Source organism: Aquimarina sediminis, from assembly GCF_002895435.1.
Lineage (GTDB): Bacteria > Bacteroidota > Bacteroidia > Flavobacteriales > Flavobacteriaceae > Aquimarina > Aquimarina sediminis.
This window is the reverse complement of the sequence record NZ_POYJ01000002.1, coordinates 494,998-509,449: the sequence shown is the minus strand read 5'-3', so window position 1 is coordinate 509,449 and position 14,452 is coordinate 494,998. Positions and strand designations below refer to the sequence as shown.

The 14,452-nt window shown below is 33.0% G+C and carries 9 protein-coding genes; 1 reads left to right on the top strand and 8 read right to left on the bottom strand.

Annotation, left to right across the window (positions count from 1 at the left end; genetic code table 11):
- Positions 1-2: 2 nt before the first annotated feature.
- The 8 genes from C1X07_RS06555 to C1X07_RS06520 form a co-directional block, all read right to left on the bottom strand.
- Complete coding sequence (locus C1X07_RS06555) at positions 3-431, bottom strand: hypothetical protein (protein ID WP_103069609.1); 429 nt, start codon at positions 429-431, stop codon at positions 3-5.
- A gap of 889 nt (positions 432-1,320) precedes the next feature.
- Positions 1,321-1,923 (bottom strand): type 1 periplasmic binding fold superfamily protein, encoded by a 603-nt coding sequence (locus tag C1X07_RS06550; protein ID WP_103069183.1) that lies wholly within the window; start codon positions 1,921-1,923, stop codon positions 1,321-1,323.
- A 17-nt stretch (positions 1,924-1,940) separates the two neighbouring features.
- Positions 1,941-4,334, bottom strand: coding sequence for a TonB-dependent receptor (locus tag C1X07_RS06545; RefSeq protein WP_103069182.1), 2,394 nt, complete (start codon positions 4,332-4,334; stop codon positions 1,941-1,943).
- Positions 4,335-4,409: 75 nt separating this feature from the next.
- Positions 4,410-4,691 carry a hypothetical protein gene (locus tag C1X07_RS06540; protein WP_103069181.1) on the bottom strand — a complete coding sequence of 94 codons (282 nt, stop codon included), beginning with the start codon at positions 4,689-4,691 and terminating at the stop codon, positions 4,410-4,412.
- Positions 4,692-4,748: 57 nt separating this feature from the next.
- Positions 4,749-5,594 (bottom strand): alpha/beta hydrolase family protein, encoded by an 846-nt coding sequence (locus tag C1X07_RS06535; protein WP_103069180.1) that lies wholly within the window; start codon positions 5,592-5,594, stop codon positions 4,749-4,751.
- Between the two features lie 2 nt (positions 5,595-5,596).
- The gene (locus C1X07_RS06530; RefSeq protein WP_103069179.1) at positions 5,597-8,332 is read right to left on the bottom strand and encodes a PD-(D/E)XK nuclease family protein; all 2,736 of its coding nucleotides are present in this window, start codon (positions 8,330-8,332) and stop codon (positions 5,597-5,599) included.
- 169 nt (positions 8,333-8,501) lie between these two features.
- Complete coding sequence (locus C1X07_RS06525; RefSeq protein WP_103069178.1) at positions 8,502-9,896, bottom strand: OmpA family protein; 1,395 nt, start codon at positions 9,894-9,896, stop codon at positions 8,502-8,504.
- 286 nt (positions 9,897-10,182) lie between these two features.
- Positions 10,183-13,335, bottom strand: a complete 3,153-nt coding sequence (locus tag C1X07_RS06520) for a UvrD-helicase domain-containing protein (RefSeq protein WP_103069177.1) — start codon at positions 13,333-13,335, stop codon at positions 10,183-10,185.
- A gap of 384 nt (positions 13,336-13,719) precedes the next feature.
- Here C1X07_RS06520 and C1X07_RS06515 point away from each other — a divergent pair, with 384 nt between their 5' ends.
- The gene (locus C1X07_RS06515; protein WP_103069176.1) at positions 13,720-14,328 is read left to right on the top strand and encodes a superoxide dismutase; all 609 of its coding nucleotides are present in this window, start codon (positions 13,720-13,722) and stop codon (positions 14,326-14,328) included.
- The last annotated feature ends 124 nt before the right edge of the window (positions 14,329-14,452 follow it).

Genomic DNA, 14,452 nt, shown 5'->3' with positions numbered 1-14,452 from the left:
CACTATTGTATCACTCGCTTAAAGATAAAACGTGTGATAAATATTCCTTTCCCATCTTGCTCTCCAGCATCACTTTCTACAGCACTAGTAACAAAAACCAGATCCCATCCTTCTGCCAACATTGATGTAATCTTTGACGAGATTACCGCATCATTTGCTGCTATATTCTGAAAACGAATACCTACCATATTATAAAAATTCAGGAGTTTCGTTTCTTCGAAATCCTTAACTCGAATTTCTTTTCTCTTAGACTTATTACGTGTATTATCTTCTTTTGTCTGTGCAGATGTAAACTCTTTATAGTCTCTTTCTGCGTTTGCAGAAATAATTCTCGAACGTCCCAAACCACTAGGAACTATAGATTCTACACTAGTAATAACTTTTACTTCATATTTCGGAGATGAGCTTTCTGAGGCACCTTGTGCACCCATCAAAAACGATGTTATTACAAATACTGTAAACAGAATTACTTTTTTCATTTTTTATCTTTTATTTATTGTTCTTTACTATTGACAATCCCAAAACCAAATGGTTGCATGAGAGGAAACATTTATTATCTTTTGAGTTATCCAATTTTGTTCTAATTCGATAATTAGCAATGTAAAGCTTATTTTGGTATTTCTACGAATTTCGTTGTCTACAACATGCACAAAATCAGATTTTTAAGCCTCTTTTGGTTTTTTGGATTTTAAAATGATTTATATATGCTACGTTGAGAGTTTAGAAAAATATATTAATGAATTAATTGCTATAAAAATGATTACAATTGTTACAAAAGTGGGAGAGTACCATCTAAAATTGAGCTCAAATCTCAATATTTAAAAAAAACGACCCCCGGGTAACTACTCCTGGGGGTCTGAATTGAAACTTAATTGTATTTAACACAAACTCAACTTATACTAATTATGATAGTTTCAATTTTATTGTTTAAGCGGTTATATTTTATAGATCTAATATAAGAGGAATATTCCAAATCTTTTAACTATTTTTTGATGATAATTAACATTTAACGATGCTATAATATCTTCATAAAATTATTATCATTAATCCACTGAAAGTCAATATTTTTAACGATTTAGACGGTCTTTTTAATATTTTTATTACTATATCCCTATTCCCTTTTATTAAAAAATGACCTTACCCCCATGTATATTGTTTTTTAATACATCAAAACTTGTACCAATGTTAGCTCTATCACTATTTATTTTTTAAAATAATATAAAATTAAAAACCCTCAGGTAACTACTCCTGAGGGTTAAAATTGAAACTAGTTATGCAAATTTTACACAAACTCAACTTACATAAACAAGTACGCTTCAATTATTGTGTTACGGTAATATCAAAAGTTTGGGTAATATCTGTTTCTCCTCCTGCGTTGGCAATATCTCCATTAGCCACTCCACTTGCACTTTTATTAGGTTCATGTCTTAAAGTCACAGTCAAAGTGCCAGTACCTGCACTGGTTGTCGCTACTGTAAATGTCAGTCCCACTGGATTTGTAGAAGTAAAAGATGTTCCATCTTCTTTTTTATAATCAGACTCCTTATCCGTGTATGCCGTTGTTATGTTTAATGCAGAGCTAGCTTCATAGAAGAACTGATGCGCATCAGCTTCAGCTTCGATCTCTTCATTAATAAGTTCTGCAGGACTTTCAGATTCATTAAGTAATACTACTGACCCATTATACGTTGTATTTTCTTTTAAACTTCCTGAAACAGTAACCTCTGGAGAAACTGGTCCATCTGCGCCATCTTCATCAGTAACAATTAGAGTTACTGTTTCTCCTCCTCCTACTAGAGATACTGTCATTTTTGTTATTAGCTCTTCTTCGTTAACTTGTACAGGGGCATCATCATCACTAGAACAAGATGTAAATAAAATTGCTCCGATTGCAAACGTTGATAAAATTTTGATTGTGTTCATTGCTTCTATAATTTAATTTAATAGTTAATTGATAGTCTTAACAAAAAATTTCTACCCAGATCATCTGCAAAATATCGCTGACGGTTTAGGTAATTTCTGTAACTTTTATTTAATATATTATTTATTGTTAATCCTACTTTCAGTTTATTTTTTTCTCCCAGAGAAAACTCCATACTTGTATCTGTATTCAGCAAATGATACGCTGCCGGTGGTGTATTAATCTCTAACAATACATTTTCTTGTTGTTGAGGAGAGAATACTGTTAAATTAGGTGGATATTCATTTTGTTCAAAAAAGTACTGACTTTCAACAGAAATGTTTAATCCAAACCAATCCTCCTTTTTATAGGTAACACTATTATTAAAGTTAGGTGCTGGTATATTAATTAATGGAGTATCGCTTTTATTTTCTTTTCCCTTTACTAGAGAGAAATTATGATCTGTTCTCCAATCCTGATGCCAATTGGCATAAACTTTTGCATCTACTCCTAGTAATCTAACATCGGTTTGTCGATAATCCCAAACAGGAAACGCCCCACGTATCGAAAGCTGAACATCTACTGGTTCGAGTAGGATATAATCATTTATAAAATTGGCGTAGGGTGCAATTTCCCAACCCCATTTATCTGTGTTTTTCTGCAAGTTTATTGATACTTTATGCGAAGTCTCTTGATCAATTCTTAAATCTCCCAGCTCAATTCTGGCAGCAGAATGATGCAAACCATCACTAAATAGCTCTGATGGGTTTGGTGCACGTTGCGCCATGGCATAGTTAAATCGAAACTCATAATCTTCCTTATAGGTATATTGTGCTCCAATAGTACCTGAGATACTATGATAATCAAAAACTGGATTAGTAAGCCATTCTGAATTAAAATCTCCTGTAATAAAATCTGAAAAATCTACATTATATCCTCTTTCAGTCCATCGGGATTTTGAATAAAATTTTTGAGCATCCATACGATTGTAATCGTATCGCACCCCTCCATCCAATATGATATTATTCGTTAAATCATATTCGCCTGTAATAAATACACCTGCATCGTACTTATCATAATCAGGGATCAATCTTCGTACTCCTGTACTTGGATCAGCAAAATTATTCTGATATCTAACCACTCCTCCTATATTCCACAAAAACTCTGAATTAGAATCAAAGGTAAAATCTGAAGTTAATGTATGTGTTTTTAGCTCAAGGTCAATACTTGGTATTTTACTACGTTCTTCTGTTCTTCGAATATCATATTCAAATCGTTGATTATATTGAAAATCATATTGCGTATTCCATTTTCCAAGTTCTTCAAAACGTTTAAAGTATCGTAATCGTCCTAAATGATGTGTTACTTCTTGTCTAGGGTTATTAATTTTATAGGTAAAATCTCTAATAATCGCTGGTTGCTGGCTATTAATAGCACTAATAAGATCATCTACATTACCTATGTGAGATGTTGCCAGTACTCCAATTTCATTATTAAAAAAGGAATAGTACGCATCCCATCCATGAGTAAATTTATTTACACCAAAAGACAAGGACGCTCCTTTTTCAAATACCCCTGTATTGGAGAGAACATAATCTGGTGCTTCTACATCGCCAAAACGTTTTATTGTTCCTTGGGCTTTAAGAAACCACCCGTTTTCATATCCTTTTATAAGTTCTGAAGAGACTGAGCCTCCACGACCATTTACAGCTCCTGAGACAACTGTTTTTCCATATAATGTATCTTTGGCAGGTACTTTATTCGGCTCCATAATAACTACTCCTCCTATTGCATCTCCACCATACTTTAATGCGGATGCTCCCTTTACTACCGTAACGTTTCCGGCTGTATTTATATCTATATTTGGTGCATGCTCATCTCCCCACTCCATATCTTGCATTCGGACACCATTATTCATAATTAATACCCTGCTCCCGCTAAGCCCTTGAATTATAGGCTTTACTATTGTAGACCCAGTATTTAGAGAAGAAACTCCTGTAATATTTTTAAGTGCATCACCCAAAGAAGCACTACTATATTTCTCAAGAATATCAGAGCCTATAGTTTCTTCTTGCGCAGAAGTTGTCTTGGTTTTATTTGCTCCATTAACTTTTACCTCTTCTAATTCATTAAGATGATGCTCTAGATAGAAATCTTTAGAAGAAACCTTTGCCATATCCAGTGTTACTACTTTAGAATTACATTTTTCATGAGATATAGTAAAGGCGTACGTCGTTGGGCATAAACCGTTGATATGATATGTTCCTGTAGCATCTGCCACAATAGTACGATTGTTAAATGTTATTCTAGCGCCTTCTAAGGGTACTCCATCATGAAAATCTATGATTCTGCCAGAAAGTGTATTATCACATTCTTGGGCGGATAAGAAGCTAATCCCGAGAAGAAACACCAAAAACCAGGTGTGTCTTTTCATCTGTAAAAAAATAATAGAGATACTATATAGTATAGAATATACTACAAGTTAATTGTCAATTAAAATTATAGAAAACTAGGCTACAGGAGGTGCCTTGTTTAAAAAAGTGTATGAAGTAGATGAACCAAAATATCGATTCACATAAGTTGTTCTAACAATATCAGCTGGAACCTGCACAACTACAGGAGTTACAACTATATCTTCAGAAGTAAAATCATCATTATGATCTGAAGTAAATTTACAAAGAGAGCAATCGATATCATCGGCATCATGTCCTACAATGTGTAAGTCTGCCAATAGTATGATGCCAAAAAGCACCAAGAATATAGAAGCAAGTATTTGTCTATTAAACTTCATTACGGCAAATAAACGAAAAAAAATGATTGTTTATTACATTTATGGCTTAAGAATGTGTTAAAGACTCACAAAATCTATTGTTTTTTGCAATATTTCACTAAGATGCTTTGGTAATTGCTCTTTATTCCAAGGGTGTTTTACACCAAAAACGTGATCTGCCCCTTTTATTAAAAACAATTCACCTTTTGTACTCCAAGCATATATTTGTTTTCCTTCTTGCACATCTACTGTTGGATCCTCTGTACCATGAATAATCAAATACGGGATCTGATTCTTTTTTACAGCAGTAGCAATGGTTAACCTTTTTTCATTATCAATAAAGGATGTATAAAATTGAAAATAATGTGGCATTTGTTGTTTTGTTCTACCGTTTCCAATGTACATCACCCCATTATTTTTCCAAATTTCCAATGACTCACCTTTCGGAAATCTCTTTTTATAATCAGAGACACTTGCCCAGGTAATCAATTTAGTAATTCTCGAATCCTCGGCAGCTTTAAGTATAGCTATTCCTCCTCCTCTCGAATGCCCAATCAAAGAAATACTAGATGTATCTATTTGATTTTTAAATTCGAAACCAGAAGAAGTAACCCAATTTATGATAATTTCCAGATCATCTAATTCTTTGATATAATTATTATTCCCAAAAGCTTCAAGGTCAGGAAAATCGACAGGTTGTTCTGCATTACCTCCATTATGCGAAAAATTAAACTTTATAAAAAACATTCCCGCATTTGCAAAAGCTTCAGCTACCAAATTCCAAGCTCCCCAATCTTTAAAGCCTTTATATCCATGGCAGAAAATAACAATTGGCTTTTTAGACTTATCATCATTATAAAAAACATCTGCTAAAATGGGTTTTTGATGTTTTCCTTCTATTCGAATATCTCTACTATTTATCATATCTATACTTCCTTTTGTATAAATGGAATTTCAATATTAAAAATTTCCAAAATCAGTTTTTTTAATTCTATAAGATAATTTTCAAACACGGCATTGGTGATCTCATAATTTGCTTTGCCTCTTATCTTCTCTTTTGTTCCAAATTTAAGGTATCCTTCCTGGAGGTTCTTAAATGAAATGATTCCTGCCTGAAAAGGTTCTGAAATTGGGTTTTCATTATGTTGCATATATGCATATGCCAGGACTTGTATCACTTTACTATATTTATACTCACTGGTAATTACATTCCAATCCATGATAACAACATCATTTCTATTTACTCTTCCTGTCTTATAATCTATAATTCTAATTTGTCCATCTAACTCATCAATACGGTCTACTTTCCCTTTGATATGTATAGGAAAATCAAGGTTAGGAATTTGTATTTCTGTCTTCAAATTGCTCTCTATGGATACTATTTTTAATTGGGCTCCTTTTTGTAGTAGTTTTTCTTCTTCTCGTAAAAAATTATAGATATAACGTTTAGCAACTTCAAAGATCAAAAGGTTTTTACCTTGCGTAATATCCATCTTATTATACTCTTCTTTAAACTGATGACGAAGTTCAGTATCAATCCTCTCCCTCATTTCTTTAAGGTGTACAACACTAAGAAATTTTCCTTCGATAGGCTTATAAAATATTTCGAGCGTATTATGGATTACTGTTCCTAGGGTATTTGCTGCTATGGTTTCTTCTACTTCTTCTGTTTCCTTAATACCCAACACATATTTATAATAAAAATCCATTGGGTTTCTTATATAACTTGTCAAAGCAGAAGGGGACAATCCATGGACACCAAGCTCTTTTAGTTTTTGTACTATTTCTTGATTTTTACAAATCTCTAATGGTGTCTTGATCAACTTAGGTACATCTGCTGATACTGTATATTTGGTAATTTTATGATTTGGTCTTTTATCGATGTCCAACTGAAGTAAAAATCTACTTTTTTCGCCTCCACCTACTCCTTCATCTTCTGTGTTGTATAGCAGATATACCTTTTTAGCTCTTTGAATCAACCTATAGAAATGATATGTATATATTGCATCTTTTTCTTTATACGTTGGGAGGTTATAGGCTCTTTTTAAATCATAAGGAATAAAAGAATTCATACTTTTACCTGCTGGTAGAACCCCTTCATTGACAGATGTAATAATTACGGTTTCAAAATCCAGACAACGAGATTCTAACATTCCCATAAGTTGCAAACCACTAAATGGCTCACCAGAAAAATCAAGGGTCTCTGTCATCAAAACATCCTTATACAGCGTATATAAAGCTCCGATTGTATTTAAATATTGATAATTAGTATGCAGGGTAAAAACTTTATTAAATACTAGATGAAAATGGTATATATACTCTAACTCCAATTCATCCTTTTCTTTATCCAAAGTATTTTTAAGTTGTAGTATTATCTTCTTGCATTGATCCAAAGCCGTAGGAACATTTTTCCATGACCCAAACAATAGCTCTAGTGCATCTTTTTCTTTGTCAGAAGCCTGTTCTTGCAATTTATCAAGAGTTACATAGATTATATTTTCTTTGGAAATTGTATTGATTAGATCTGTAGTACTAAACCCAAGCATCCTATATGCCGGCAAGCTATTTAAGATTTCTAATACCGACTTATAATAAAATCCCTTGTGGTTGTAATTTTTATGAAGATTAAACAATTGTTCAAAAAAAGCAGCTATTGGAACTTCTTTAAGAGGCAATCCCATTGTAATATTAAGAGCCTCGACAGTATTTGGAAGTGAATTAAGCAAGGGCTGTAATAAGCTTTCATCTGCAAGCACTAGTGCTGTTTTTTCTATATCAGATTTGGGAATAGATGTAAGTATTTGACTAATTGATTTTGCCTGACCTATGTTTTTAGGTACTCCTATTAGTGAGATGTCTTTTTCTTTAGAAAAATTATCTTGTACCCATTGGAATGGCTTAGTCTTAAAGTACTCCCATTGATTTTTATACATTCTGAGAAATAGTGATGCTTCGTGGTAGGTGTTTTCAACAAAAAAACGATCTGCATCCCAATATATCTTGGCAATATCAGCCTCTAAAAGTGATTGAAAAATTATTTGTTCAGCATTGTTTAGGGCATTAAACCCAAGCAGTATATGTTTCTTTTTTTCGGTTTTTATATAGGCTTTAATATCTTCTGAAGCTTTTCGATACAATAGCCCTTGATACCCAACCTTTCGTTCGAGAAGTTTATCCTTAAAATTATTGTAATAATCAATAAGGCTTTCCCAAAAGCTAATATAATTTTTGACAAGTTCGGTCTTTTCTTTTTGTAAATACCAGTGATTTAGATCTTGTATCCCCGATAAATATGTAAAAAAGCTTTTGTGGTCTATACAATATCTATCAATTTCATTAAAATCATAAATCAGAGTTTGCGCCCAGTTACCAAAGGTTTCGAAATCTTCTTTTTCTAAATGAGTATGAGTATTTAGGTATGTTTCATAGAATTCAAATAACGTTTGTACATTATCTATTTGCTGAAGCCCTGATAGTTTGGCGATAAACTCTTCTATGCTAATAATAATTGGCGCAAAAAAAGTTTGATCTGTATACATTTCTAAAAGCTCTTTTTTGAGAAAAAGACCAGCTCTTTTACTAGGCACAAGAAAAATCAGATCACTTATTTCTTCTTGGGTATCATGTAGTTCTAGTAATACTTCTTTTAGAAAACTTTTCAAGAGTTAAAATTTTATATCATCAAAAAAATTAAGCTTATGCATTTTTATCAATCACCCTCTACTAGAAAAACAAAACATTTTGATGATTCTTTTTAGACTTTCTAAAAATAAAAAACGTCCCGAAAATTCGGGACGTTTTTATTATTTATTATTGAGATATTCTCCTTAATTACTTCACTAAGTTGATCTCTACTCTTCTGTTTTGTGCTCTACCCGCTCTAGTTTTGTTAGAAGCGATTGGTCTGTCTTCTCCATAACCTACAGCAGATAATCTAAACTGATCGATACCGTTAGAAGTTAAGTAGCTTTTAACTGCATTAGCTCTAGAGTCAGATAATTTCTGGTTATTTGAAGCTTTACCTTGGCTATCAGTATGTCCTTCTATAGTAAACTTAGCAGTAGGATACTCTTTTAAGATAGCAATAATATCTGCAAGTGCTTTGTTAGATTCTTCTTTGATACTAGATCTACCAGAATCAAATAATATAGTCTTAGCATACTCGTTAAGAGTTTTCTGTACTTCTTCAGTTACTTCTGGGCAACCATTGTTTGCAACAGTACCAGCAACATCAGGACAGTTATCATCTTTATCTAATACACCGTCACCATCTTTATCTTGGTAAGGACATCCGTTATTAGCAGCTGGTCCAGCTTCGTTAGGACAACCATCTTTACCATCAGCGATTCCATCACCGTCAGCATCAGGACATCCATTAAGTGCAGGTAATCCAGCTTCAGTAGGACAATCATCTTTAGGATCTGGAACTCCGTCACCGTCAGTATCAGGACATCCGTTAAATTCAGCAAGACCTGCTGTATCAGGACAATCATCTTTAGCATCAGTGATTCCATCACCATCAGTATCAGGACATCCGTTGAATTCCTCTAAACCAGGAACTTCTGGACACTCATCATCTTTGTCATATATTCCGTCTCCGTCAGTATCTTTACCTCCAAAAGCGAAAGTAAGACCTGCAGAGTGTTGGAAGTGAGTTGGGATATAATCACCAGTCTCATAATCTTCAAATACGTGCTTGTAAGTTGTTCCAACGTTAAAAGCTAAGTTTTCAGTTAACCAAACATTGAATCCAAGAGAACCGTTTAATGTTCCAGCTCCTACTTCATCAATCCAAGTATAACCTCCACCTACACCAAGGTAAGGATCAAACCATTTTGTTTTTAATACATTTTTAAGGCTATAACCAATTGTAGCATCAGCAGCATAGTAAGATAGATCATCAGCGTTAACTGGAGTACCATCTGGAAGCTCACCAAGATTTTCTATTTTGTTAACTGACCCAGCAACTGTAAAAGTAAAACCATCTCCTATATATCTCCCAACAGATAATTTAGATACAGATGGAAGTATATTCCAGTGGTCACTAGCATTAAAAAACTCATCGAAAATTTCTCCCTGATTAATAAGGTCTCCCCCAGTAGGAAAGATGTCAACGGCATTAATACCTATAGAAACCGCCCAAGGATTGTTTTCATCTTGTGCATTCGCCGTACTAAGTCCAAGTACTAGTAACGAAGCCACTAAAAATGTGCTAAGATGTTTCATATTCAATAATTTAATTTTTAAGTGTTAATTAGAGCAAATGTAATATGTTAAAAATAACTGTCAAAGATAAATCTAATAAATTTTTCTTAACAGACCAGTAGATATCGTAGCTTTGAAGGGGATTGTCGTTTTTATTTACAATTTTTCAGCCCCGAAAAAAGCAATGATTCTAACCATGTTAGAGAAAAAAATACTGCATTCATCTCTATAATTATGTTACAATTATAAGATAAAATTACCTTTTATCCTTAACTTTCTTTTAGTAATTACAAAAATGATTGTGTATTTATATATATTTTATAATCGTTTCTTCATTAAAATAAATCAGAACTCTATCTTTTATAATGTGACCAATTTTTTCAAGAAGTGAGGCATATTCCTGTATCTGCGCAGCATGAGAATCACTATACACTCCAGTTTTATAATCTATTATTGTTGTTAGCTTATTTTGGTCAATGACTACTCGATCCGGGCGAAATAACCTTCCATTAGAAATTATATCTCTTTCATTATAAACCAAATTACCCGTAGTGAAATATTGAGAGAGCTCAGGGTGTTCTACAATATTCCTTATTTCATCATAAAGAGTTTCTTTTTGCGAAATCATAATCTCTCCTTTATTATATGCTTCTTCAACAACTTCTTTTACATCATGGCATGTTACAATAGAGGCCATAAGATCGTGTACTAAATTTCCCTTTTCTATTGCATTTTGTTGAGACGTATCCCATAGCTTCCCTGAATTAGTAATAATATGCACTTTATATCTCCCTGCAGAATCTTCAAATCGAGAAAGCTTAACAACTCTTGATTCTTTATCTTTTCCTGGATTTGCTTTATCAGGCATAGACGAGTTTCCAAAGACATATTCTATTCTTTCGGGATCCCACACATTTATATACTTTAAATATGAAATCAATTTACCAGAAAAGGCATTTGGATTGCTCTCTCCTTTTGAATTTAAATCTAACTTAGAAATAACATAAAGCTGTTCTTTTGCACGAGTAAGCACCACATACAATAAATTAAATGCGTCTAACTCTAATTGAGATTGTCTATTTACAACAACTTCTTTGGCATCATCACCATAGTCTGATATACCTTTACTATAGTTGATAAATACTTCTTCAAAACCTAAATAGTCTTCTTTGCAAACGGGCAACCATGTTTTGGGCTCTATTTCTTTATATATGTCAATATTTGCATAGGGGTAGATCACACAGGGGAACTCTAGCCCTTTAGCTTTGTGTATTGTCATAATTTTAATGGCCTGTTCTGCTTCTGGTGCTACAATACTTAGTTTATCCTTATTAGCATGCCAATAAGCCAAAAATCCAACAACGCCTTCTGTATGCCTTTGTGTAAAAGCGAATACTACATCTAAAAAAAACTGTAAATACGCAGTTTCTTTATCTGCCAGAGAAAAACAAGATATAATATACTCGACAGCGTCATAGAGCGGCTTTATTGCTAACTGAGCAAAGGCAAAATCAACACCTAAAGTTTTTAATTCTGAAGAAAATGATTTTTTGGTAGCAGATATCATTTTTTGTAAAAAAGCATGCCTTTCTTGTATCAAAAACTGTCCTGTTAAAAAATGTAATACATCCGTTTTTGATTGTAAGTGATCTGACTGGATACTCCAGGTGAGCAAATCAATTATAAAAACAACCTGAGGAGCGTTATTGATCAATAATGTCTCAGATGAAATTATAGATAACCCTTTTTGGGTTAAGAAATCTGCTATTGCGGCGCCTTCTCTTTGTTTTCTTACAATAATACATATCTCATTAAGTCTATACCCTTTTTCATTTAGCTCCGTTACCCTCTCATACACCTTCTCTGGATACAACTCATTCTCTTCGGCAACATTTTTTGCCTTAATAAACGACACATTAACATATCCTTCTTTTTTAGAATTAACTTCTTGTTTATTTCCTGACAAGTATAACTCTCTATGTTTTTCGTCACTAAAATCACCAGATAAAAAAGTAAATAGACTATTATTAAATTTAATCACTTCTTCATGACTTCGATAATTTCTTGGTAGATTAAGAACTTGTTTTTCCTGTACTGAAAAAGGGTTTTTATCAGAAGATAAATCGATAAATTGTTCTGCTTTACCTCCTCTCCATCGATAAATGGCTTGCTTAGCATCTCCTACAATAGTAATTCGTCCTCTTTTCCCAGTTAATGTCTCGGTAGCCACGGCATTATCAATCAGTGGCACTAAATTATTCCATTGTAATTCTGAAGTATCTTGAAATTCATCAATAAAATAATCTCTATAACGTTCTCCTAAACGCTCATATATAAATGGAGCAGGCTGACCTTGAATTGCCTTGCTTATAATTGTATTAAACTCTGATATAAGGAGAATCTTTCTATCTTTTTTGATCTCAAGTAATTCTTTATTAATTGCATTAAGCACAGAAAGAGGTGTTATATTTTTCTTTACATTCTGAAAGAAATTTATTTGGGTCAATACCTGTTTTGTTTCCAAAAACTCATCTTCTATTCTAGAGCGAATACTATCGATCAACTCTTTTTTATAATCATCTAGTTTGGCTCCATAAAAAGACGCTTCTTGTATATTCTGTTTCCATGCTGCCTTATAGTCTACTTTGACATCTCCTTCTGCCAGTTTCGAAAAATGGTTTGGAATTGAGCTGCGCGTAAAATCGGTATATTCTAATCCTGTATCATTAATCAATTGCAACACAGTAATAGATTTATCAATAACATTTTTCTTGCTTAGTTCGATTTTTTGCTCCAAAAGTTTTTTAAAGGTCTCAAAATCTTTAATTTTTTTATGAGAAAGTTTATTGAGATGCTCTCTATCGTTTTCACTAAATAAAAGTCTTGCAATCTTATTCAATTCTATAGTGATGTCCCAGCTTTTATCTTCTTCCAATTTACTTATTGCGAAATCAATAATTAATCTCGTTAGTTCTTTATCTACTCCTATTTTTGCAACTACCGCGTCTACTGCCTCTTCGATTAAAGAATCTGTATCCATTTCGATTTCAAAATTCATTGGAATTCCTAAATCATATGCAAATGTTCTAATAACCCTATGTGTAAAAGTATCTATGGTAACAACATCAAACGCAGCATAGTTGTGGAGAATGCTTTTTAATATTCTTTTTGATTTTTGTTTAAGTTCTTTCTCAGGAATTTTAGTCTCTTCTACTAATTCTTTTTGTAAATCCTGATATTGTGAAGGAGTATCAATAGCACTGATGGCAACAAGATTTTCTAGAATTCTGTTTTTCATTTCGGCAACCGCTTTATTTGTAAAGGTTATTGCCAAAATATTCTTGTAACCATCTTTAAACTCTCCTTTAAGTAAAGCTATCAAATATGCTTTGACCAAAGTATACGTTTTCCCGGCACCAGCAGCAGCATTATAAATAGTAAAGGCTGTATTTGTATTCAATTTTTTTTACTAAAATACTAAATGCTTGTGGCATTATGCATAGCGTGTTTGTTTTTAAAATTTAATTGACGGTTTTGATTAAAATAGGTGAGTACAACAGAAGACATTACCTTTCTGAGAATCAGCCTCATCAATGAATTGAATAACTTTTTCATCAAATAAGACTTGTCCAACTTTTTTCTCAATAACAGTACTACAAATTCGCTAGTTGTTCTTTTAAAGAATAAAGCTTATAAATCTCAAATACAACTTTGCGTTATGACTTACTGTTTACTATTGTAATTTATATTTAATTAATTTATAACAACTATAAATTTTTATTCACCACTCTAATTGTTAAATTTGGTGTCATTTTCGTTTTTTTATTAATCAAAACAGTAACATATGTCATTCGAATTACCAAAATTAAACTACGCTTTTGATGCGTTAGAACCTCATATAGACGCCCGAACTATGGAAATCCATCATGATAAACATCATGCAGGATACACCAGTAAGCTAAATGCTGCAATTGAAGGAACCGATCTTGAAGGAAAAACTATCGAAAATATTCTAATTAATCTTGATAAGTCAAACACTGCTGTTAGAAATAACGGGGGCGGTTACTATAACCATAATTTGTTTTGGGAAGTAATGTCTCCTAATGGTGGAGGAAAACCTTCTGGTGAGCTTGCTGATGCCATAAATGCAGCTTATGAAACTTTTGATGCTTTTAAAGGAGCTTTTTCTAGCGCGGCAGGCACTCGATTTGGTTCTGGATGGGCATGGTTATGTGTTCACCCAGGAGGAAAGGTAGAAGTTTGCTCTACAGCGAATCAAGACAATCCTTTAATGCCTGGTGTAGGTTGTGGAGGTACTCCTATTCTTGCATTAGATGTATGGGAGCATGCTTATTATTTAAATTACCAGAATCGTCGCCCAGATTATGTTTCTGCATTTTTTAATGTAATTGACTGGGAAGAGGTTTCAAAGCGATATGCTCAAGGAAAATAATTTATTCTTTTAAGACAAAAAGAGCCGTACTAGTACGGCTCTTTTTTTATATAATTATTTTTCAAAAATGTCATAAAATAAAAAAAGGTGGAAGAACCACCTTTTTTTGCCCCAAATCTACCAT